Here is a 22120-nt window from a genome sequence, read left to right as displayed (position 1 = left end):
ATGGGAGATACTGGGAGAGATAACCAGTGTCTTTTTTTGTGTAATCGGAAATTTCGTTGGAATTCCCTATTACACAAAAAGTCCTACCGGGCAGGATCGCACTGCGGCGGAATGGAAGATGTCGCTCGCAGCGACCCGCCGCAGGCGGAGAATCCTGCAAGCAGGATTTTCTTTTGTTGCCTGAAAATGGAAAAGAGGAGCAGCGTTGGATAAAAATGATAATATTGTTATGATTTCAAAGGATATTCGAGCAAATGAACGGTATATAAGAGAACTTCTGGCAGATTGTGGAGATATTCAGATCCGGAAGATGCGGCTGGGGGATGAGCGGAAGGTTGACTGTCTGATGGTCTATATTGAGGTAGCGACTTCCAATATGATGCTGGAGGACTCTGCCATTGGAAAAATGGTGGGGCATTTCTGGGAGATTTCACCTGGGGAAATGCAGGAATTTGTGGAGTATAACAGTCTGGGAATTGCGGATGTAAAGAAGCTGACTGACATGGAGCAGGTGTTCGCAGGGCTGCTTGCCGGAAATGCGGTTTTCTTTATGGACGGATTTGACCAGGCCATGAAAATTTCCAGTGTCGGTTATCCAAGCATGGGGGTAACAGAAGTGGAGATGGAGAAGGTTCTGCGAGGTTCCAGGGAAGGCTTCTCTGATTCTGTGAAAATAAATTCTGCACTGATCCGGAAGCGGCTTCGGGATACCAGATTAAAGGTAGTGGAATTCTATATTGGGGAGAGATCACATACACTGGTCCAGATGGTATACATGGAAGATCTGGTGCAGGAGGAATTTCTGGAGAAGGTGAAAGAGCGGCTGGGAGAGTTTCGAATTGATGGAATCCTGGACAGCGGAATGCTGGAACAGCTGACGGAGGATTCCTGGTTATCCCCTTTTCCGCAGTATCAGACTACGGAAAGACCAGATCGTGCAGCGCAGGAAATTTTAAATGGAAAAGCAGTGCTTCTCTGTGACAATTCTCCGTCAGCGCTTATTTTGCCAGGGATTTTTCACAGCTTTATGGAAAGCAGCGAGGACTGGTATAACCGATTTGAAATGGCATCATTTCTTCGAATACTGCGCTATGTGGCACTGGCAGCTGCTACATTGCTGCCGGGACTTTATCTTGCAGTGATCCGGTTTCACACGCAGATTCTTCCCACGAACATGCTTCTGTCCTTTGCCCAGGCAAGAGAAGGCGTGCCATTTTCCAGCATTGCGGAGCTTGTTCTGCTGGAGTTATCCTTTGAACTGATTCGGGAGGCTGGTGTACGGATTCCGGGAGCGCTGGGAAATGCTATGGGAATTGTGGGAGGACTGATCGTGGGATCTGCTGCTGTGGAAGCGAATCTTGTAAGCCCGATCGTGGTCATGGTTGTGGCAATCACGGCACTTGGTTCTCTTGCAATCCCAAATGAAGAATTTGCCTCGGCATTTCGGATGCTTAAATATTTCTTTTTGTTTTTGGGAGGATATCTGGGGATTTTTGGAATTGTGACAGGAGTATATCTGACAGTATCACATCTGGCAGGACTTCTCAGCTTTGGAGTTCCATACCTGTCGCCCTTTGTCAAACAAAGTACGGATAATGGGACTGGAAGCAAAATTGTGAGAGTGCCATTTAAAAAGAGATGGAGGCGCCCTTCATATGCCAGACAAAATGAGCGAGTGAGACTGCAAAAAATCCGCGATAAAAACAGGAAGGATAGGTAGCAGGAATAAATGAAATTTGCAGAAAATAATCAAATCTCCCAACGGCAGCTCTACAGGCAGATCGTGATTGCGTTTATTGCACCATTAATATTATGCCTTTTCGAAAACAGAAAAACTTTGGGGCTTGGTGGGCTGGCAGGGACTGCAGCAGCCCTTGCAGCTGTGCTGTTTTATGTGATTTTCCTCATCCGTCTTCGTTATGCTTTTGCCAGGCCCTGCAAAACAGCCGGTGTGGTGTGGGGACGGCTTGCAGCATTGTTTTTTCTTATATACTGTATTTTTGGAGCCGCATTTCTTTTGAACCTTCTGGGAGAAATTGTTGCAGTTAGTCTGGGAACAGGTATAGGAAAAAAATGGCTATGTCTGATCACATTGCTGGTTTGCAGTCTGGGCACGCAAAAGGGGATTCAGAGACGAGGCAGAATGGGAGAAGTGTCAGGAGGCGTGGTACTTGCAGCGGTTATGCTTATGTTAGTCCTGGCTGTGGGACAGGGAAAATGGGAGTATTTTCAGGAAATGGTATGGAATTCCTCTTTCTCAGGAAGAAAAATTATGGAAAGTGGATATGATGTGATATGTGCATTTTCCGGATTGGGGCTGCTTCCCTTTGCATTGGACAGTGTAGGAAACAGTAAAGATACAGGGAAAACTGTAAGTTTTGCCGTTTTTACCCTGGGAATTTTGCTTATTCTGACGGAATTGCTGCTTCCTTCAGTATTTGGATGGGGGCGCCTGAAATATGAAAGCTGCCCGATTTTGCCGCTTCTGTCAGGTGCGGAGCTTCCAGGGAATGTATTGGCAAGATTTGATGTCCTCTGGATGGGATTTCTTTTATACAGCCTTTTATTTTCTATTGGAAGTTTTCTGCATTATGGTCATTTAATTGTGGAAAAAGCAGATATGGGAACTGGAAAGCTGTGGATATCCACTCTGGTTTTTGCCGGAGCTGTGTGGGATATTGAAAGATGGGGAATCCGGAATAGTTTTCCATTATATTTGAAATATATTTTTGTGCCCGGAATGCTGGTGCTTCAGATTATTTTTTTTATGACAGGCAAAAAGAAGTGGAAAAAGAAGCTTGCCGTAGCGTGTGTCAGTGCATTGTTTCTGTTAGCCGGCTGTGGTGGTGTGGAACCGGAGAAACGCATGTATCCGCTTGCACTTGGAGCCGATATTACAGAGGGGAAATATCTGCTGACTTACGGAATTCCGGATCTTCCAAAATCTACAGGACAGGAAAAAGACGGGGAAGACCAGGGGAATGCTGCTCCGTCGATTCAGGGAGAAACCTTCCGTGAGATTGAAAATATATACAGCCGGACACAGGAAAAATATCTGGATATGGGACATCTGGAAATTCTGGTTTTGGGCGAGAGTTTGTTAGATGGAGGGCGTTGGGAGCAGGTTCTTGAGTATCTGAAGCAGGAGCCGACTATAGGTGAAAATGTTTATGTGTTTCGCTGTGCTGCGGCATCTGAAGCAGTAGCCTGGGTAAGCCCTCAGGACGTTTCTCTGGGAGAGTATCTTCTTGGGCTGCTGGAAAATAATCCAAATGGAAGCCCGGGACAGGCAGTAACGCTTCGTGAGGTTTATCATGAGTTTTATGAACGTGGTGCTTTGTCTGAATTGCCAGAACTGGAAATTTATGGAAAGGAATTGGAAGTGAAATTTTAGCCGAATCTGCACGTTCCAGGGCAGCTGCGAAAAGCAATAAGCAGAGGGTATGAATGTGATTATTCCGGGCTGGGACAGGGAATACTTTTGATAGAAAGATATGGGAGGCACATTTATGTTCTGTTTAAGAAAAAATAAATATCATATAGCGGCAGCACTTCTGACAGCTGTATTACTTTGCCCAGGCAGTGAAAATTTTAATAAAAATTCCAACCTTCTTGCGTGGTGGGGAACCATTTATCCCCAGTTCTGTTTTATGGAAGCACCGAGGACGGAGAACGGTCAGAAAGCAGAGCCAAGATTTCATTTCTGGATTGTGGAGACGTTACTGTTCGCAAAAAACACTTCGCGGAATGTTACCAGTGAACCGTAACGTGGGGACACTTAACGCTTTGATGTAGTACAAGCACTTGCACCGCCGCTCCTTTGGTGTTAAAATGAAATACAGATTGCGAATATCGCTTGACTATGAATTTGGAGATAGATAAATGAAAATAGACAGAGATGCGCCTGTTGGTGTGTTTGATTCCGGTATTGGCGGACTTACTGTGGCAAGGGAGATCATGCGGAATCTTCCAGCAGAGAAAATCGTGTATTTCGGCGATACTGCCAGAGTTCCATATGGCAGCAAATCCAGAGAGACTATTATAGGATATTCCCGTCAGATAATCCGTTTTCTGAAAGAGCAGAAGGTGAAGGCGATTGTGGTGGCCTGTAATACAGCCAGTGCGTTTGCCCTGGAGGCAGTTCAGGAAGAATTTGACATTCCCATTCTTGGAGTGATTGAAGCCGGTGCCAAGGTAGCTGCGCAGGTTACCAGAAATAAACGGGTGGGAATCATCGGTACAGAAGGTACTGTTGGAAGTGGAATCCACGCGGAGGTTCTGAAAAAGATCGATCCGGAGATTACAGTGATCGGAAAGCCATGTCCCTTATTTGTACCGTTGGTAGAGGAAGGCTGGACTCATGATCCGGTGACAGTGGAAGTTGCAAGCAGATATCTGAGGGAACTACAGGAAAAAGATATTGATACACTGATCCTTGGCTGTACCCATTATCCACTGCTCCGTTCTACCATCGGACAGATCATGGGAGAGGGTGTTACTTTGGTGAACCCGGCGTACGAGACAGCACTGGAGCTTGGCAGACTTCTGAAAGAGCAGGATATGCAGAGCACCGGACAGGGACAGTCTGATTTCCCATATCGTTTCTATGTGAGCGATCTGGCAGAGAAATTCAAGGGCTTTGCCAATTCGATTCTGCCATTTGATGTGGAGAAAACGCAGAAGATTGATATTGAGAAATATTGAAAAAGAGAAAGAAATGGAAAAACAATGGAAAAAGAAGTTTTAATTCACGTAAAAGGTTTACATATGATTGACACACCAGAAGGTGATGAGCCAATCGAGATTGTGGTTCCGGGAGAGTATTATTTCCGCAACGGTAGTCATTATCTTCGCTATGAAGAAATGCTGGACGAGCAGGGAAATCCTACTGTAAATTATATCAAGATATCCTCCAGGGGAATGGAAGTCCGAAAAAAAGGACAGGTAAATACACATATGGTTTTCGAGCAGGGAAAGCGTAATATGGCATTTTATACTACCCCGTTCGGAACTCTTGAAATGGGAATTTCAGCGACGAATCTGGAATTGGAAGAAAGTGACGGTCAAATTGCCATGAAAGTGAATTATTCTCTGGACCTGAATCAGGAGCATGTGGCAGATTGCTGTCTGGATATTCAGGCGCAGGGGAAGAATACAGCTGGGTTTACCTTGTAAAGTTATAATTGTTTTCGCAGCTATTGCGGAAATCAACGAATCAGATGCAGTGAGAAATTATGTCGGGAGCGGGCAGATTTCTGACTGCATTTTTGTTTGCGAAAATCAGACCATGTGAAAGCTCTGTTTTCTGGTGTGCAAACGTGATCTGTAAGGTTTTGAACGTGAGATGCTGTGGATTCCCGAGGCGTTTCATTTTATACTATAAACAGTAAATGCCAGAGGCTGAAAAGGGGAAAATATCAGACTTTTGGTGATGCTTTGTGAAGATACATCCATATCGATCAGGAGGAAAATAACCATGGAACATACATTTTGGATCTGGTATCCGGGAGATTTTGAATTATATCATGCAATGAAGCAGAATTTCAGCCGTGTGGAGCGTGGATTTGGCTGGCCGGCATTTTGGAAAAGCGAGGGCTTCCGCAACCGCGTTGCTTTTCGCCGCACCTATGAGCTGGAGCAGGAGACAAGCTTTACCGTATTTTCAAATGCAATCGGTCATGTGCTGGTAACCTGGGAAAATGGGGAGAAGAAATATCCCTTTGGAAAAAAGATTACAGCAGGTCCGGGAAAAGTAAAGGTTTCCATTCATGCAGGATGTGTGGAGGCTTTTCCATGTGCTTATGTGCAGGGGAAGGTGATCCATTCTGACAAGACCTGGATGGCAGAGGATTATTCCCAACCGCTGGTACCGGTTGGCGTGTGCAAGTATTTTACAAAGCCAGAGCAGAAGCCAACTGTTTGGGAGTATACGGAAAAAGAGTGCAAGCCGGTGAAGATCAGTGAGGTAAATGGCGGTGTGCTGGCTGAGTTTGAGACGGAGCTGACAGCGGCTGTTTCTGTAAAGGATAAAAGAAAAACTGCACTGGAAAAAGAAAAAAGGAAAGTTGTCAAAAACATAGAAAACGGTTATGAAGGAAATGCAGAAGAAATTAGTGATGCCGGGAATTGTAGAAAAGAAAGCGATTCCGGGGACAGCTGCGATGTATTAGAGGTTTTCTGCGGTGAGTCCGAGGACGAAGCTCTTGATCTGGAGCATTGCTACTATAGCTGGCAGCCGGATCCTGTAACAAACAGATGTCCTTGCTGTGCAGTCCGTTTTGCATTTATTCCAAACTGCAAAGCCGAAGATGTGGAGATTACAGCCTTTTATCAGTATGTAGATTTCCCGAAACGCGCCTCTTTTAAATGCAGTGACCAGAAGCTGAATAAGATCTGGGAGGTGGCAGAGCATACCTTCCGTCTTTGCAGCGGTATCTTTTTCCTGGATGGTGTGAAACGTGACAAATGGATCTGGTCCGGGGATGCTTACCAGAGCTTTTTCGTAAACCAGTATCTGCTGGCAGATCCTGATATTGACCAGAGAACTCTTCTGGCACTTCGTGGAAATAATCCTATGACAAGACATATTAACACCATTATGGACTATTCCCTGTTCTGGATCCTGGGCGTGCTTTATCATTATGAGGCATACGGTGACCTGGAATTTGTCCGCCAGGTTTACCCGAAAATGTGCTCCCTTATGGAGTTCTGTGAGGGACAGCTGGATGAGAACGGATTTCTTGTAGGTCGTGAAAACGACTGGATCTACATTGATTGGGCTGACATGGATAAGACAGGGGCACTTTGCGCAGAGCAGATGCTGTTCGCTGCATGCTGGCAGACCATGGCGAAAGTCAGTGCGGCTCTTGGAGAAGAAAATCCGGAATATATGGAGAAATATGAGAAACTGATCGGGCAGATCCGTAAATTTTACTGGGATCAGGAAAAAGGCGCATTTATTGATTCCTTTGAATCCGGTAAGAGAAATGTGACCCGTCATGCCAATATTTTCGCAATCCTTTTTCACATTGCAACACAAGAAGAGCAGGAGAAAATACTGACAAATGTAATCAAAAATGATGAAATTCCGGCAATCACAACGCCATATTTTAACTTCTTCGAACTGGATATGCTTTGCCAGACAGGGGAACTGGAACTGGTATTTAATAAGATCCGTGATTACTGGGGGGGAATGTTGGACCGTGGCGCAGTAACCTTCTGGGAAGAGTTTGACCCAGAGGCACCAGTAGAAACCCAGTACGACATGTACGGCGACCGCTTCGGAAAGAGCCTCTGCCATGCCTGGGCTGCCAGCCCGATCTATTTCCTTGCAAAGTATTTCATGGGGCTGAAATTTACCGGAGTTGGCGGAAAAGAATTTGTGGTAGAGCCGCATACGGAGTTTTTTGACAGCTTTGATTGTACATTGCCTGTTGCTGACGGACAGGTTCATATTGTGTGGGATGGAAAAGAGCTGATGGTGGAGAAGACAATATAGTTAAGTGAGTTTGTAAAAAGTTGTCTGGATTTGTCGGAAAAAACTTATTGCATAACGGAGGGCAGTACGCTTATAATAAAAAAAGATACTGATTGAACATTTTGCTAAATTAACCTGTTTTTGTAGATATATTTCCGAAAGGAGGAAATTAATATGGCTGATACAGCAACGATAAAGCAGACGAATTATGCAACTGTTATGGAAGAAAATCAGAAAGAAGTTCGAAAAATGGTAATGAACAGTTATCATGACATGGAGCAGGGAAAAGGCAGAGATTATAAAGAATTTTTTGCAGAGTTAGAAAGCAGGTATCGGAATGCGAATGTATGAAGTAATGATTCTTCCACTAGCAGAAGAGGATATTATTAATAATACAGATTATATTGCATTTGAGAAAAAAGCTCCTGAAACAGCTCTAGAATTGGCAATGGGATTTCGCAATTCCATTGCCAAACTTGAATTTATGCCTAGGCAGCATGAATTAGATGAAGATGAAGAACTGGCATTGAGGGGGATTCGTAAGTGTTATTACAAGAACTATAAGATATATTTCTTTATAGATGAAAAGAATGGCATTGTATGTGTGCTTAGAGTGTTACATATGTTAGTAAATGCAAAGCCGTTATTGTTAAATATCGGATTCTAAAAAGAAGGCAGCTCACAGACTTGATTTATAAAGTTCTGTGGGCTGTTATTAGCGTTAAAAAAAGGACTGTTCACGCTAATTCTTCCACAGAGATAGGAAAAAGCAGTAAACTGTTAACAGATTGAGAATGCCGAAAAAGTAGTTGGTTTAAGGACAGAGATTTCAGAAAGGAGCAGTTTACTGTATGCAGAAAATTGATTTTAACAAGGATTGGATATGCAGGTGTCTTACCCGGGATGAGGAAGCTTATCCGGTGACTTTGCCACATGATGCAATGCTGAGTGAGCCGCGTACTCAGGAGAGTACCGGCGAGGGAAATGTTGGATGGTATATTGGTGGAGATTACGAATATACTAAGAATTTCTTTGTGCCAGAGGAGTATAAAGATAAGAAAGTCCTCATTGAATTCGAGGAGATTTACCACAATGGCGAAGTTTACATAAATGGGAAAAAGGCGGCTTACCGTCCTTATGGTTATACCAATTTTTATGTGGATACAGAGGGCTTTTTCCAGTATGGAAAAGAGAATGAGATCAAAGTCATTGCGCGCAATGCTGACCAGCCAAACAGCCGTTGGTATTCAGGAACCGGTATTTACCGTCCGGCTTATCTGCATGTTGCAGGGGAGAAATATATTCCGGTAAATGGTGTGAAAATCCGTACTCTGAGTTATGATCCGGCAAAAATTGAGGTTGTTGTAAAGACTTCTGCGCCGGGAGAGCTTTCCCTGAAGATTGAGTTTGAGGGCTCTAAAGTACTTAGAGTAATTGGTGAAAGTACAAAAATAGGGAATGTAAACAATGACAGAATAATATCATCAGATAATAAAAACATGCAGCCAAATGGATCAGTACAGACTGGAGAAAATGGTCAGAAGAGTGAATTGGTGCAGGTGGAAGCAGAAAAAAATAATCAGGCAGCAGAATACCAGGCCATCTTCCAGCTGGACGTTCCAAACGCAAAGCTCTGGGATACAGAGCACCCGAATCTTTATACCTGTAAAGCAGTTTTCGGTGAAGACGAAGTAATCGAAACTTTCGGAATCCGCGAGCTGATCTGGAACCCGCAGGTGGGAATGACCATTAACGGAGAGCGTGTGATTCTTCGCGGAGCCTGCTTCCATCATGACAATGGTGTGCTTGGTGCATGTACTTATCCGGAAGCAGAAGAACGTAAAATGCGTATTCTCAAAGAAAATGGATACAATGCAGTCCGCTCTGCACATTATCCTTGCTCTAAGGCACTTCTGGATGCCTGTGACCGTATGGGAATGCTGATGATGGATGAATATGTGGATGTGTGGTACATTCATAAAACTAAATATGACTATGCAGGACAGCTTGCGGACTGGTGGAAACAGGATTTAAAAGACATGGTTGATAAGGATTACAACCATCCAAGTGTGATCATGTACTCCACCGGAAATGAGGTTGCAGAGACCGCCCAGAAGAAGGGAATTGCCCTCACCGGTGATATGACAAACTTCCTTCACAGCCTGGATTCAACCCGTCCTGTTACCTGCGGAATCAACATTTTCTTCAACTTCTTAAGCTCCATAGGACTTGGTGTTTACAGCGATGATAAGGCAGAAAAGAGCGCTGGAAATGCAGAGAAAAATGCCGCTCAGGCAACTGGAAAGAATGAGAAAAAAGTAGTTAAAAGTGGTGAAAAGACAGTAAATAAAGCCACAGAAAATGGAAAAAAAGGATTAGGCAGTACCAAGCCGGAAAAGAAGAAAAAACCAGTAGGAAGCGAGTTCTATAATACTCTTGCCTGTCTGGTTGGAGACTACTTTATGAAGTGCGGTGCTACCCTTTATCCATGCGATTTAAGGACGAAGGATGCCTACGCAAACATGGATATCGCAGGTTATAACTACGGTATTTTCCGCTACAAGCATGACCTGAAAAAGTACCCGAACCGTCTGATTCTGGGAAGCGAAACCTTCTGTAAGGATGCGTATAGTTTCTGGGAAATTGCCAAGAAAAACAAACGGATTATCGGTGATTTTGTGTGGGCAGGATGGGATTATATCGGAGAAGTCGGGGATGGTGCAGCAGAGTATTCTGACTATAAATTTGAAGATCCCGCCACGAGAATGACAGGTGGAAACGGCCGAATTGACCTGAACGGAAAACCGCGTGCAGAGGCTGCATATACCAGAGTCGCTTTTGAAAGAGAAACAGGTCCGTTTATTGCAGTTGATCCTGTTTACCAGAAAGAAAAGCTTCGTCTTACTGGCTGGCAGCTGACAAAAGCTCTGGAAAGCTGGGCATGGGATGGCTGTAACGGAGAACCGGCGAAGGTAGAAGTTTATGCAAGGGCTGCACAGGTTGAGCTGTTTATCAATGGCAAAAGTGTTGGTAAAAAGAAAGTGAAAAAATGCCGTGCAAACTTTAATACCACCTATCAGGATGGGGAGATAACGGCGGTTTCTTACGATGAAAACGGAAAAGAAATCAACCGTTATTCCTTACAGACAGCAGGAAAAGATACGGTTCTTCAGGTGCGCCCAGAGGAGAAAACCGTGAAGCCGGAAGGCCTTGCATTTATTCAACTGCAATACACAGATAGCAAGGGAATCTGGAAACCAATGGAGAAACATAACATAAAAGTAACGGTAGAAAATGGTGTCCTGAAGGGGCTTGGAAGCCCGGCTCCGTATGTAAAAGGGAATTACACGGACCATACTGTGGCGACTTATTATGGTGAGGCGATGGCAGTTGTACAGGCAGATGGAAACGGACCGGTGAAGGTTACAGTGGCAGATGAAGAACGGTTTTATGTGGCAGAAATTCCATGTGAATGAAGTGAAAGGCTTATGATTTAAGGTAGAAAAGAGGTTGAAAAAATGAAGAAAAAAGGTTTTATCATAGGGGGAATTTGTCTTGCTGTTGTAGCTGGTATTCTCGGTTACAATCATGAAGCTGTCCGTGTGGTTTTTCATAATGTATACTCTCCATCAGTGAAATTAGATGATTCTTCCAAATGGAACGGAGGAAAAGCTTATGAGAAGCTGCCATATTCTGAGGCTTCCGAAAATGACTATCTGGATCTGTATGTGCCGGACAGTGAAAAACCTATGCCTTTGATCATACTGGTACATGGGGGCGGCTTTGTATACAATGACAGCCAGTCCCGTCAGGCGCAGCTGATGTACCGCTATTTCCGCGATCATGGATATGCATGTGCATCCGTTAACTATCGTCTTGCCCAGGAAGCAGCCTTTCCGGCAGGTGTGGAAGATGTGAAATCAGCAATCCGTTTTCTTCGTGCAAATGCAGAGAAATATGGATACGATCCGGAGCGTTTTGCAATCTGGGGAGAGTCAGCTGGAGGCTATTTATCTGTGATCTGTGGCGCTTCCAATGATGAGGAATTTAATAGTGTTCCATTTATCGGAGAAGATGAGAACCATCCTGTTTCCAGTGAAGTGCAGGTGATCCTGGACTATTACGGCTGTGTGGAATTCGGAACCATGGAAGATGATTACAGGGAGCTTAGGATCCCCAAAATTGTCCGCTGGGCGGCCAGCCTGTGGCTTCAGGGGGCAATTAAAGATACCGGCTACGAAGATGTGGAATCTTATTGGATGCGCAAGGATGTAAAAACTCTTACTGAGGATGAGAAAAACAATTACAGTCCATTATATTATATTGAGAAAAATCTTACGAAGGAAAACAGCCCGGATATATTGATCTGGCATGGTGATGCGGATTTAGATGTTCCGTATCTGCAGTCTGAGAGACTGAATGCGCTGCTTACAAGAACGGTTGAAGCAGATAAGGTGGAATTTAAGCTTTTTCATAATTATAAACATGCAGCAGATCAGCTGTACAGTGATGAAAATCTGGGAGCTTTGAAAGAATATCTGGACAAGAAATTTGCATAAAAGGAGCTACATACATTAATAGGGAATGGTTTCTGGGGAAAGAGAAACGCATAAGCTGACAGAAACGAAGAAAAATATCTGGCGCATGGGTAGAAAAGCACAATGCCAGATATTTTTTTGCTTTCAAACAAAAAGCCTTGCCAATATTCCCGAAAAGCCTTGTCAATATTCTCGAAAACCTTGAAAAAGCTAATGGGGTTTGTTATTCTATCTATAGTATATTTATAAATAAGAACGGCAGATGCGAGAACATTGTTGATAAGGCGCATCTGATTTTTATATTGGAATATGTTTTAGAACGTGTTTGAAAAAGATTTTCTGCAAGATGCGCGTTACAGGTTGTAGGAGATTGTTGGAATGATTTTTCAAACAGGCTCCAGGGTGCAGACATATTGGCTAAAGGAGAAACTATGAAAATAGAAAAAAAACTATGGATCACTCTGTTCGCATTTGGAATGTTTGCCATCTGTTTTTCGGGATGGATATTCAGTCAGAGTACGGTCAGGGAAAAATTGTTCTGGGATAATACGATCAAATGTGAAACAAAAGAACTGACGGATGGAGAAATCAAATCAAAGAATATTGCTCTGCCTAAAGACTTCAATGTTCCCAAATCAATCCTGTTTAAAACCACACACACCATCGCAGAAGTGTGGCTGGACGGAGAAAAAATATACGAATACGGAAACGAAGAAGATGCGCCCAGCTTTATGAAGTCACCGGGAAGCTGCTGGCACATTGTGGATATTCCGGAAGGCAGCGCGGGCAAAAATCTGGAGGTCAGAATTATTCCGGTATATGACGATTATTATGGAAATGAAGTCAGCATTGCATACGGAACACGAGGCGACTGCATTCTGAAAATCTTAACGGACAGCTTTAAAACCCTGTTGCTCAGCTGTGGAATCCTGTTTGCAAGCATCATCTGCCTGCTGCTCTATTTGGGAGCAGTGCGAAGAAAAAGAAGAGACAAGATAGAAGCGAAAATAGAGATCTTTTTAAACCTTGGATTTTTCTCATTGCTGATCGCAGTATGGACACTGGCACAATGTGGATTCCGGCAGTTTTTGATTCCGGATGGAAGAACTTTGTACTTTGTGGAATATTTTTCATTCTTTCTTTTCCCGGTACCCTTTAATTTCCTGTTATATGATATCTGTAAAAGCAGATATCACAAAGGTGCATTGATCTTTTCCACTCTTTATCTTGTGAATATGGCAGGTGATGTTCTGCTTCAGTGTACAGGAATTATTGATATATTCCGGATGCTTCCTGCAACCCATGTTATTATGGTTGCCAATGCGGTTTACATAGTTGTGCTCATTTTTTACGAAGCAAGAAAAGAAGGCAACGATGAAGCTAAGAAATTCCAGTATCCTATGTGCGCGCTCATAGTATTTGGAATGGCGGAAATGTTTCTTTATTATTTAAGAAAATTCCAACAGACATCCATTTTGCTTCCCATAGGAACTCTGCTGTTTATCATTATGCTGATCTGGATCCAGGTTTCCCAATATTACGATCAATACATCCAGAAGCAAAAGGTGATCTATCTGCAGAAAATAGCCAACATGGATATGCTCACAGAAGCCATGAACCGAAACGCTTACGAGGACATGGTGAAATATCTGGACGAAGGTGATATTAAACTTCGTACAACAGGTGTGGTTCTGTTTGATCTGGATAATCTGAAAGTGATCAATGACAATTTTGGTCATGAAAAGGGAGACGAGGCGCTGAAGCTTTGCTATCAGTGTATCAGTCAGGCATTTCAAAATGTAAAGAATTGTTTTCGGATTGGCGGTGATGAGTTTGCATATGTATACCATAGTGATGAGAAGGATATGATTCCGGAACGGCTGAAGGCGCTTGAGCTGATTTTGAAAAAAACAGCGGAAACGAACAAGCTGGATTATCCACTTAGCATGTCAGCCGGATACGCTTATTATCAGCCTGATATAGACTTTGACTTTAAGGATATTGTAAGACGAAGTGATACCATGCTGTACCGTCAGAAGCGCAGGAAAAAGATGGCACAGTCAACCGGTCTGGATAAAATGCTTTTCCGTATGGGAAAGCAGTCAACTGAAGAGATTACAGATGAGGTGATCCTGCAGGAGAAAAAGTTTCAGAGCATGTCTGTGGATGAGCTTTGCAGTGTGATCGATCTTCTTAGCCCGACTACAGATAATTACCCATATGTGGTTGACTTTCGGTCAGATTTTTATTATATAGCAAATCAGGCTCTTGAACGTTTCTGTATTCCGAAAAATGGTTTTCATAATGTAATTTCGAAGCATAAGGAATTTGTATATGCACCGGATTATGAAAAACTGAAAGCGGAAGTTGATGACCTTCTTGAAACAGACCGCTGTATCCATAGCATAGAGTGTCGATGGCTGGATCTGAAAAAAATACCGATCTGGATTCATAGCAAAGGGTATCTGGTCCGTGACGATAATATGAAACCTCTTTATATGATCGGTTGTGTGAATGAGATTGGCGAGAGACAGAAGGCAGATAATGTAAGCGGACTATTGGGAGAGTCGGGTTTCCGGGAGTATATGAACCAGCTGGATACTCCTTTGGAAACAGGATATCTGCTTCGTATAGGAATCGATCATTTTAAGGAAATCAATGAGAACTTCGGACAGGAGTACGGTGACTTTGTACTTAAGAAAACGGCGGAGTGTATTTCCGGTTGCATATCAGAAGGACAGAAGGTGTATAAGCTGGTAGCAGATGAATTTCTGATTCTGGATGTTTCTTCTGATGAGGTGAAGGATGCGGATAAGATTTATGATAAAGTGAGAGAGGCAATAGATAGATTTATTGAAACCAATGAATTTAAAGTCATGTATACGGTTTCAGGAGGAACTGTACCATTTATGGCATTAAAGGGAAATCAGTGTTCAGAAGCATTGAAGCTGACGGATTTTGCCCTGAATGAGGCGAAGAAGCTGGGAAGAAACCGTTGTTATATATTTAATGGGGAAACCTACAGAAAATTTCTTCGGAAAAGAGAGATCACCCAGGAACTGCGAGAGGCTGTAATCAATGGATTTCAGGGCTTTACAGCTTTTTACCAGCCTGTATTTGCTGAAGATAAAAAAGTGCCTTATGGAGCAGAAGCTTTAATGCGTTTTACCTCTGAAAAATTCGGAATGATTTCACCGGCGGAGTTTATTCCTATTCTGGAAGAAACAGGTCTGATTATTCCTGCTGGCCGCTGGATGATGAAAGAGGCTATGGGAAAATGCAGTGAGATCCGGAAGATACTTTCAAGATTCCGGATGAGTATTAATATTTCTCAGATACAGGCCTCTAAGTCTGATGTGATCCAGGATATCAGTGCAGAAATGAAAAGGGCGGGGCTGCCGCTGGAAGCGGTGATCGTGGAATTGACAGAGAGTGATCTTCTGGAACAAAATATAAATGAGAAACATTTTCTCACAGAACTGAAGCGAATGGGAATCAGTCTGGCGCTGGATGACTTTGGAACCGGATACTCGAACTTCCATTATCTCAGCGAGCTGAAACCAGAGATCATTAAGATCGACCGTTCTTTCACTGCGAAAGCAGTTGCAGATGAGCAGGAATATTATCTTCTGAATCAGTTTTGTACCATGATTCATAATCTGGATATGAAGATTTGTATCGAAGGTATAGAAAGTGCCCAGGAATGGCTCAAAATCCGAAAGCTGTGCCCGGAATTCACCCAGGGATATTTCTGGGGGAAGCCTTGTGGGTATGAAGAGTTTGTGAGAAAATTTGTACAAGAAAAATAAGAGAAATCCGGTACAAAGTGTATAAAAATGCTTTGTGCCGGATTCTTTTTATGTGTGTATAAAATAATCTGCTACAGCACATAAAATTAAAAAAATGTAAAATACAAAAGTTTTAAAAATACATTTTAAAAACTTGAAAAAATATCAGTGATAAGCAGTTAGGAAATGAGTGAGAAAATGGAAAAAATGATAGAGATAATTTGATACTGGATGTTGATGGCAATAAATTAGATAGATTTTGCAAATTGACGTTGCGTGGGATTTAACCTATAATGAAATTAGTTTTATGAGTGAAATGGGGGAAACTATGCGCGTTGATGAGGTCATGACAGAAATTATACAACGGTGCAGATTGTATGGGGCACAGAAGATAATTCTGTATGGATCCCGGGCAAAGGGAACTGCGACAGAGCGGAGCGATATTGACATTGCAGTGTCTGGAGTCGCTTCACACGAAATTCTTGATTTGCAGGAGAATTTAGAAGAGATTCCAACATTGTACACAATTGATCTGGTTGATCTTGATACTTGTCAGAATCAGCTGTTGTTGGAGGATATAAAACAATATGGACGAGAAATTTATAAGAAGATTTGAGTCGTTTAGAAATTCACTGGACTCTCTGGCGGAGGCGAAACAGCGTGATTTGTCAGATTCTTTTGTACTTAGTGGAACCAGTGCTAAATTCAGTATTACATTTGACTTGGCGTGGAAGGTTATGAAAGATATTCTAGTACAGTATTATGCAATAACTGGATTTGTCACTGGCTCACCAAGAGAAGTTCTCAGAGAATCATTTCAGGCGAATCTGATTACTGGTGATGAGTGGATGGATATGCTGAAAGTAAGAAATCAGCTTGCACACGACTATGATGGAGTGATTGTGAAAGAACATTGCGGGACAATTGTTCATGTGTATATTGATAAATTATATGATTTCAAAAAGGCTGTTGAAAAATTGCTGAAAGAATGATACATCGACCGGGGCATGCCCGGTCGGTTGTTTTTAGGGAGTTTGGGTTATGGCTAAGGTGTATTTTGTGAGGGAAGAGATTAGTATAGAGGTTCCGGTGGGAATCAGCGTGCTGGAGGCAGAGATTCGGGCGGGGCTTGCGCCGGATGCGCCTTGTGGGGGGCAGGGAACCTGCGGGAAATGTCTGGTGAAGGTGGATGGAAAGCCGGTGCTGGCGTGCCAGACGAAAGTGGAAAAGGACTGTCAGGTGGAGATTCCTGGGAAGAAAAAAAGAGGTAAAATTTTGAGCGAAGGATTTTTCAGAAAGGTGAATTTCCAGCCAGAATTGCAGGTGAAAACAGTGTGGCTGGAGAAGCCGGAGACTGGGGAAAAAAGTCAGAGTGGCAAGTAGCCTATACAGATGAAGAAATCCTTGATTTAAGACCAATTGTTGGCGTCCATGAAGATTCTGTCCATGGAGTGAATAGTAGTGTTGAAAAAGGTGATTGTATTTTTACTGCGGCAATCGACCTTGGAACGACTACAATTGTGGGGTATCTTCTGGATGGTAGAACTGGGGAAAACTTGGCAGTAGAAAGTAGAATGAATCCCCAGATGCAGTATGGCGGAGACGTAATTCAAAGAGCCAATTATGCGCTGGAACATGGCACGAAACGCTGAGCAAGTGCGTGCAGAAGACAATAAATAAAATACTGGAAAGTCTTATTGTAAAAACTCAAAAAGCCCCAAAATAGCAAGTGGAAGGAAAAAAGTGAATGATCAAACTGTCAATGGCAAGACGAAAAAAGCTGAATGGATGCCAGGAGTGGAAGATATCTATTAGGTAAGTCTTGTTGGAAACACCTATTGTACTTACCTGTATTCCGGTTGTGATCGTGTATATGATTGGACAGAAATATATTGTGGGCGGCATGACCTCCGGTGCGGTGAAAGAGTGATCTGGGGCGCGCAGCGAGGCTGCAAATTATAATTGAAATTCCTTCTAAACCGGGAATGGTTCTTTGATGTTAGGATTTGAAGAGCTGTTTCCGGTATTTTTTTGCCTAAAAGGTGACGACATTTGCCAGAATGCTGAAAAATAAAAAGAAATCTGTTATTTTTATCTGTGAAGAATTTTATTGTATGCAGTCTGCGGTTTCTGAGCTGCAAATTGCGGATTTTTTAGGAAATGCTCAATGAAATATGGTAAAGTATCTGGAGAAAATGTAGGAGTGGGAAAATGATGAAACAGAAAATTGAGAAGACAGCAGATGAAAAAATGTGGAACCGGATCAGCCAGATTCCCGCAGTTATTCTGGTGCTACTTTCCGGAATTGATATTGTCCGGTTTGCAATTCTGGGAGATAAGACAGCATTTATTACATTCAGTATGATTGCGGTGACTTTTATGCTGGTGGCGTATATGGCATGGAAAAGCAGAATGCCTTTTCTGTATCTGGTGATTGCAGCGGCAGCTTTTGTTTTGTATTTTAATACTAATTTTTCTACCAGCACTTATTACTTTAACTGGTTGTTTCTGGTAGAGAGTATTATTGCGGCGCTGGGAGGAATCCTGGGAACCGCAGTAATGATCAGGAAAAAAATCCCTGTGGGGCGTGTGGCAGTTTTGCCGCTTTTTGCAGCTGTTTTAATTCTGGCAGGTTTCCTGGGATTTTGGAAAGTAAGGTATGAGGCAGGGCATGAGGCGCAGGGGCAGGCCCGGGATGAGCTGTGGGCAGTTCCGGCGAAATATGATGCGGAAGAATCAGAACAGGCGGGAACTGTGGAAGAAGTAGTGTACGACACCAAGGCATATGCTACTGATGAGCGGGACGTGAAAAAGACAGCTTATGTATATCTGCCTTATGGCTACAGCGAGGAGAAAGAGTACAATATTCTTTACCTGATGCATGGAACTGGTGATGATGAAAAGTATTGGCTGAAAACCAATCCATATAACAAAAACATGCTGGATCATATGATCGCAGAGGGAGATATTGATCCACTGATCGTGGTAACTCCGACTTTTTATGTAGAAGATGACTGCGCGGATGACCTGGACCAGCTGACCTATTCTTTTGCAAAAGAACTTCGAAACGACCTGATGCCGGAGATTGAGTCTTCTTATTCCACTTATGCGAAGCTTGCGGATGATGAGGGATTTTCCCAGAGCCGGGATCACAGAGCCTTTGCCGGTTTGTCAAGAGGGGCGGTAACGATGTATCATTCTGCATTGTGCCAGAGCCTGGATTATTTTTCCTGGTTCGGGGCATTCAGCGGAAGCAGGACAGACAAGACTGCATTTGAAGATACCATTCAGACAGGCGATTTTGCAGAACTGCCAATTCATTATTTATATGTGGCGAGCGGCAACTTCGACTTCGCCCTGCCTGGACAGGTTCAGGATTACCAGGCTCTGCTGGATATAGAACCCAGATTGCGGTCTGGTGTAAATACCTGTTTTGATGTATTTCCAATGCGGTATCATTCTATGGGAAACTGGCATCTGGCGTTGTATAATTTTTTACAGAAGATTTTTTAGCGGGAAACACGTTGCTGTGAATTGGGAGAACAGCAATCCGCTTTTTTCACAGTTTACGTGTGTTTTCGGGCAGGTTGCGATTAAAATATGGCAGCCTGCTTTTTATTTGGTAAAATACGGGTAGAAAATAGCGACTGAGATATAGTTGGGAATTTTAAATTAAACGAAAATTATAGAAAATTTCAGGAGGAAATCATGAAGCAGTCATTTAACGAAAACTGGGTATGCTACAGAACCGGAGAGAAAGAAAAGGCATTTGCAGTGACTCTTCCGCATGATGCCATGCAGCTGGATGAGAGAAGCGAGACAAGTGCCGGCGGTGTGAATATAGGATGGTATGAGGCGCAGGATTACACTTACGAGAAAACATTTATCCTTCCAGAGAAAGCGAAGGACGAGAAAGTGATCCTGGAATTTGAGGGCGTTTACCGTAAGGCAACTGTATATCTCAACGGCGAAAAAGTGGCTTATCATTCTTATGGATATATCGGATTCTATGTAGATGCCACCAAGTATGTAAAATTCGGGAAAGAGAATGTAATCTGTGTGGAAGTGATCAACCACGATCAGCCAAACAGCCGCTGGTATTCCGGTACCGGAATTTACCGTCCGGTGTGGCTGTATATCGCACCGAAGAAACATTTAAGATTTGACAGCGTGAAGATCACTACACTGGATTATAAGGAGCCGAAAATCCGCGTGGAGGCATGGCCGAATGCTGCCGGTGAGGTGAAAGTGGAGATTCTGGAGAAACAGATTGTTACCAGAAAAGCTGTGGCTGGCGAAAGTGCAGACCAGACAGACGAGACCATAGAGCCGTGTATTGACGAAAATGCAGTACAACCAACCGTTCAAAATTCTGACAAAGCATCAGATAAGATCATCGCCTTGGAAATTCTCCAGGCAGATGGTAAATTTTCCAGAGAAATTGCTCTTCCGGGAGCAAACCTTTGGAGCCCGGAAGCACCGAATCTTTACACCTGCCGCGTAACCTTCGGCGAGGATATTCAGGAAGAAACCTTTGGAATCCGTGTAGTAAGCTGTACTCCGGAAGAGGGCTTCTGTATCAACGGAAAACGTGTCCTGTTAAAAGGTGGCTGTATCCATCACGATAACGGTCTTCTTGGTGCATGTGCGTATGAATTTGCAGAACGCCGTAAAATCAGTATTCTTCTGGACGCTGGCTATAATGCAATCCGTTCTGCACATAACCCATGTTCCAAGGCACTTCTTCGTGCCTGTGACGAAATGGGAATGCTTGTAATGGACGAATATATTGATGGCTGGTATATCCATAAAACAAAGTATGACTATGCAGATGAGATTCTGGATAACTACAGAAAAGACTTAAAAGATATGGTGGATAAGGACTATAATCATCCATCTGTGATCATGTATTCTACAGGAAATGAAGTGTCTGAGACTGCGCAGAAAAAGGGAATTGCCCTTACAAAATCCCTTACAGACAGACTTCATGAGCTGGATTCCACCCGTCCTGTAAGCTGCGGAATCAATATCTTTTTTAACTTCTTAAGCTCTATGGGATTTGGTGTTTACAGCGATAAAAAAGCAGACGAAGCTGCTGAGAATGCCAAGAAGAAAAAGGCTGTGGGAAGTGAATTTTATAACACGGTAGCCGGAATTTTTGGTGCCGGATTTATGAAAACAGGAGCAACTCTTTATCCATGTGATGTGAAAACAAGAGATGCATATGCCAATATGGATGTTGCAGGATATAACTATGGAATCAAGCGTTACCATCATGACTTAAAGAAGTATCCCAAGCGAATTATTCTTGGAAGTGAAACCTTCTGTGCAGATGCGTACAGATTTATGCAGGAAGCAAAACGTGATAAGCGTATCATTGGTGATTTCGTCTGGGCTGCTCAGGATTATCTGGGTGAGGTTGGAATCGGCGCATGGGAATATAAGGATTATGCACCTCGTTTTGATGGCGGCTGTGGCTGGGTAAGTGCCGGATCAGGCCGGATTGATCTCACAGGAAAGCCTCTTGGCGAGATGGCATATACCAGAGTCGCCTTTGAACTGGAGGATCTGGCAATTGCAGTTATGCCGGTTGATCACACAAAGGATGCCCATTCTCCTTCTGCATGGAAAATGACAAATGCAATAGAAAGCTGGTCCTGGGAGGGCTGTGACGGGAATGCTGCAAAAATAGAAGTTTACACCCGTGCAGATCATGTGAAGCTGTATATAAACGGTAAATGTATAGGCACTAAAAAGCCCAAAAATGACTGCAAGGTATTCTTTGATACAACCTATCAGAATGGAGAAATCAAGGCTGTTGCCTATGATGCAAATGACAATATAATTGCAGAAAGGACACTGACAACAGCTGGAAAAGAGACGATTCTTGTGGCAGAACCAGAGCTTACCCGCGTGAATGCAGACACCGATCTTTGCTACGTAAGAATGCGCTACACAGATGAAAACGGCGAGACTAAACCGCTGGCAAGAAATCGAATCAGGCTTACTGTAGAAGGTGGCGAGCTTCTGGCATTTGGAAGCGCCTGCCCATACTATCCGGAAAGCTACCAGAGCAATGAGACAGATACTTATTATGGAGAAGCACTGGCGATTATCCGTCCACAGGCTGGAGCTGGTAAAGTAGTTGTGAAAGCTGAATCTGAGCTTGGAAATGCAGAGACAGAGATTGAAATATTAGATTGATTTAAAGTTCATATGCTTACCAGTTTTGCCAGAAACGGTTCCAAATTTGCCGAATTTTTCACAAATCCCATTCCTTTTGCTATAGTAAATCCAGCGGTTCAAACAGAACTGAA

General features: G+C 43.2%; 18 protein-coding genes. 17 read left to right on the top strand and 1 reads right to left on the bottom strand.

Annotated elements, in window-relative coordinates; translation table 11 throughout:
- Positions 1-205 precede the first annotated feature (205 nt).
- The 10 genes from AB5618_RS04770 to AB5618_RS04725 all read left to right on the top strand — a co-directional run bounded on the left by AB5618_RS04770 (position 206) and on the right by AB5618_RS04725 (position 12036).
- Positions 206-1720: a spore germination protein gene (locus AB5618_RS04770; RefSeq protein ID WP_368366537.1), complete on the top strand. Its 1515-nt coding sequence runs from the start codon at positions 206-208 to the stop codon at positions 1718-1720.
- A gap of 9 nt (positions 1721-1729) precedes the next feature.
- A complete protein-coding gene (locus AB5618_RS04765; RefSeq protein WP_148461536.1) occupies positions 1730-3394 on the top strand; it encodes a GerAB/ArcD/ProY family transporter in 1665 nt (554 codons plus the stop codon).
- A gap of 115 nt (positions 3395-3509) precedes the next feature.
- Positions 3510-3767 (top strand): hypothetical protein, encoded by a 258-nt coding sequence (locus AB5618_RS04760; protein ID WP_148461537.1) that lies wholly within the window; start codon positions 3510-3512, stop codon positions 3765-3767.
- A 121-nt stretch (positions 3768-3888) separates the two neighbouring features.
- Positions 3889-4704: a glutamate racemase gene (gene murI / locus AB5618_RS04755; RefSeq protein WP_368361355.1), complete on the top strand. Its 816-nt coding sequence runs from the start codon at positions 3889-3891 to the stop codon at positions 4702-4704.
- A 24-nt stretch (positions 4705-4728) separates the two neighbouring features.
- On the top strand, positions 4729-5175 hold the full coding sequence (locus AB5618_RS04750) for a DUF1934 domain-containing protein (protein WP_148461538.1): 447 nt from the start codon (positions 4729-4731) through the stop codon (positions 5173-5175).
- 301 nt (positions 5176-5476) lie between these two features.
- Entirely contained in the window at positions 5477-7498 is a 2022-nt protein-coding gene (locus AB5618_RS04745; RefSeq protein ID WP_368366536.1) for an amylo-alpha-1,6-glucosidase, read from the top strand.
- Positions 7499-7651: 153 nt separating this feature from the next.
- The gene (locus AB5618_RS04740) at positions 7652-7828 is read left to right on the top strand and encodes a hypothetical protein (RefSeq protein WP_178090572.1); all 177 of its coding nucleotides are present in this window, start codon (positions 7652-7654) and stop codon (positions 7826-7828) included.
- The gene (locus AB5618_RS04735; RefSeq protein ID WP_368366535.1) at positions 7821-8144 is read left to right on the top strand and encodes a type II toxin-antitoxin system RelE/ParE family toxin; all 324 of its coding nucleotides are present in this window, start codon (positions 7821-7823) and stop codon (positions 8142-8144) included. Before AB5618_RS04740 ends, AB5618_RS04735 begins: the two co-directional genes overlap by 8 nt.
- 184 nt (positions 8145-8328) lie before the next feature.
- Positions 8329-10953 carry a glycoside hydrolase family 2 TIM barrel-domain containing protein gene (locus tag AB5618_RS04730; protein ID WP_368366534.1) on the top strand — a complete coding sequence of 875 codons (2625 nt, stop codon included), beginning with the start codon at positions 8329-8331 and terminating at the stop codon, positions 10951-10953.
- A 42-nt stretch (positions 10954-10995) separates the two neighbouring features.
- On the top strand, positions 10996-12036 hold the full coding sequence (locus AB5618_RS04725) for an alpha/beta hydrolase (protein ID WP_148461540.1): 1041 nt from the start codon (positions 10996-10998) through the stop codon (positions 12034-12036).
- Between the two features lie 211 nt (positions 12037-12247).
- On the opposite strand, the gene AB5618_RS04720 is transcribed toward AB5618_RS04725, so the two are convergent.
- Positions 12248-12427 (bottom strand): DUF6783 domain-containing protein, encoded by a 180-nt coding sequence (locus AB5618_RS04720; protein ID WP_368366558.1) that lies wholly within the window; start codon positions 12425-12427, stop codon positions 12248-12250.
- A 19-nt stretch (positions 12428-12446) separates the two neighbouring features.
- On the opposite strand from AB5618_RS04720, the gene AB5618_RS04715 reads away from it, so the two are divergent.
- From AB5618_RS04715 to AB5618_RS04685, 7 genes are all read left to right on the top strand, one after another.
- Positions 12447-15824 carry an EAL domain-containing protein gene (locus AB5618_RS04715; RefSeq protein WP_368366533.1) on the top strand — a complete coding sequence of 1126 codons (3378 nt, stop codon included), beginning with the start codon at positions 12447-12449 and terminating at the stop codon, positions 15822-15824.
- Positions 15825-16110: 286 nt separating this feature from the next.
- The gene (locus AB5618_RS04710; RefSeq protein ID WP_226814871.1) at positions 16111-16419 is read left to right on the top strand and encodes a nucleotidyltransferase family protein; all 309 of its coding nucleotides are present in this window, start codon (positions 16111-16113) and stop codon (positions 16417-16419) included.
- The gene (locus AB5618_RS04705; RefSeq protein WP_118577587.1) at positions 16391-16795 is read left to right on the top strand and encodes an HI0074 family nucleotidyltransferase substrate-binding subunit; all 405 of its coding nucleotides are present in this window, start codon (positions 16391-16393) and stop codon (positions 16793-16795) included. Before AB5618_RS04710 ends, AB5618_RS04705 begins: the two co-directional genes overlap by 29 nt.
- 49 nt (positions 16796-16844) lie before the next feature.
- Complete coding sequence (locus AB5618_RS04700; RefSeq protein ID WP_368366532.1) at positions 16845-17186, top strand: 2Fe-2S iron-sulfur cluster-binding protein; 342 nt, start codon at positions 16845-16847, stop codon at positions 17184-17186.
- The gene (locus AB5618_RS04695) at positions 17138-17455 is read left to right on the top strand and encodes a hypothetical protein (RefSeq protein ID WP_227198701.1); all 318 of its coding nucleotides are present in this window, start codon (positions 17138-17140) and stop codon (positions 17453-17455) included. The genes AB5618_RS04700 and AB5618_RS04695 overlap by 49 nt, the downstream gene beginning before the upstream one ends.
- A gap of 559 nt (positions 17456-18014) precedes the next feature.
- A complete protein-coding gene (locus tag AB5618_RS04690) occupies positions 18015-19316 on the top strand; it encodes an alpha/beta hydrolase-fold protein (RefSeq protein WP_227198702.1) in 1302 nt (433 codons plus the stop codon).
- Between the two features lie 195 nt (positions 19317-19511).
- Positions 19512-22007, top strand: a complete 2496-nt coding sequence (locus AB5618_RS04685) for a glycoside hydrolase family 2 TIM barrel-domain containing protein (RefSeq protein WP_368366531.1) — start codon at positions 19512-19514, stop codon at positions 22005-22007.
- Positions 22008-22120: the final 113 nt, after the last annotated feature.

It is taken from the genome of Ruminococcus sp. J1101004sp1_RTP21198st1_B9_RTP21198_201120, from assembly GCF_040924245.1.
Lineage (GTDB): Bacteria > Bacillota > Clostridia > Lachnospirales > Lachnospiraceae > Blautia_A > Blautia_A faecis.
This window is presented reverse-complemented; position numbering and strand designations above follow the sequence as displayed.

Excerpts from the sequence above, each read along its gene's own strand:
- AB5618_RS04690 (WP_227198702.1), top strand. The coding sequence starts at position 18,015 with ATGATGAAACAGAAAATTGAGAAGACAGCAGATGAAAAAATGTGGAAC.
- AB5618_RS04765 (WP_148461536.1), top strand. The coding sequence starts at position 1,730 with ATGAAATTTGCAGAAAATAATCAAATCTCCCAACGGCAGCTCTACAGG.
- AB5618_RS04745 (WP_368366536.1), top strand. The coding sequence starts at position 5,477 with ATGGAACATACATTTTGGATCTGGTATCCGGGAGATTTTGAATTATAT.
- AB5618_RS04685 (WP_368366531.1), top strand. The coding sequence starts at position 19,512 with ATGAAGCAGTCATTTAACGAAAACTGGGTATGCTACAGAACCGGAGAG.
- AB5618_RS04725 (WP_148461540.1), top strand. The coding sequence starts at position 10,996 with ATGAAGAAAAAAGGTTTTATCATAGGGGGAATTTGTCTTGCTGTTGTA.
- AB5618_RS04715 (WP_368366533.1), top strand. The coding sequence starts at position 12,447 with ATGAAAATAGAAAAAAAACTATGGATCACTCTGTTCGCATTTGGAATG.
- AB5618_RS04750 (WP_148461538.1), top strand. The coding sequence starts at position 4,729 with ATGGAAAAAGAAGTTTTAATTCACGTAAAAGGTTTACATATGATTGAC.
- AB5618_RS04735 (WP_368366535.1), top strand. The coding sequence starts at position 7,821 with ATGTATGAAGTAATGATTCTTCCACTAGCAGAAGAGGATATTATTAAT.
- AB5618_RS04710 (WP_226814871.1), top strand. The coding sequence starts at position 16,111 with ATGAGTGAAATGGGGGAAACTATGCGCGTTGATGAGGTCATGACAGAA.
- AB5618_RS04705 (WP_118577587.1), top strand. The coding sequence starts at position 16,391 with ATGGACGAGAAATTTATAAGAAGATTTGAGTCGTTTAGAAATTCACTG.
- AB5618_RS04740 (WP_178090572.1), top strand. The coding sequence starts at position 7,652 with ATGGCTGATACAGCAACGATAAAGCAGACGAATTATGCAACTGTTATG.
- AB5618_RS04700 (WP_368366532.1), top strand. The coding sequence starts at position 16,845 with ATGGCTAAGGTGTATTTTGTGAGGGAAGAGATTAGTATAGAGGTTCCG.
- AB5618_RS04760 (WP_148461537.1), top strand. The coding sequence starts at position 3,510 with ATGTTCTGTTTAAGAAAAAATAAATATCATATAGCGGCAGCACTTCTG.
- AB5618_RS04730 (WP_368366534.1), top strand. The coding sequence starts at position 8,329 with ATGCAGAAAATTGATTTTAACAAGGATTGGATATGCAGGTGTCTTACC.
- AB5618_RS04720 (WP_368366558.1), bottom strand. The coding sequence starts at position 12,427 with ATGTCTGCACCCTGGAGCCTGTTTGAAAAATCATTCCAACAATCTCCT.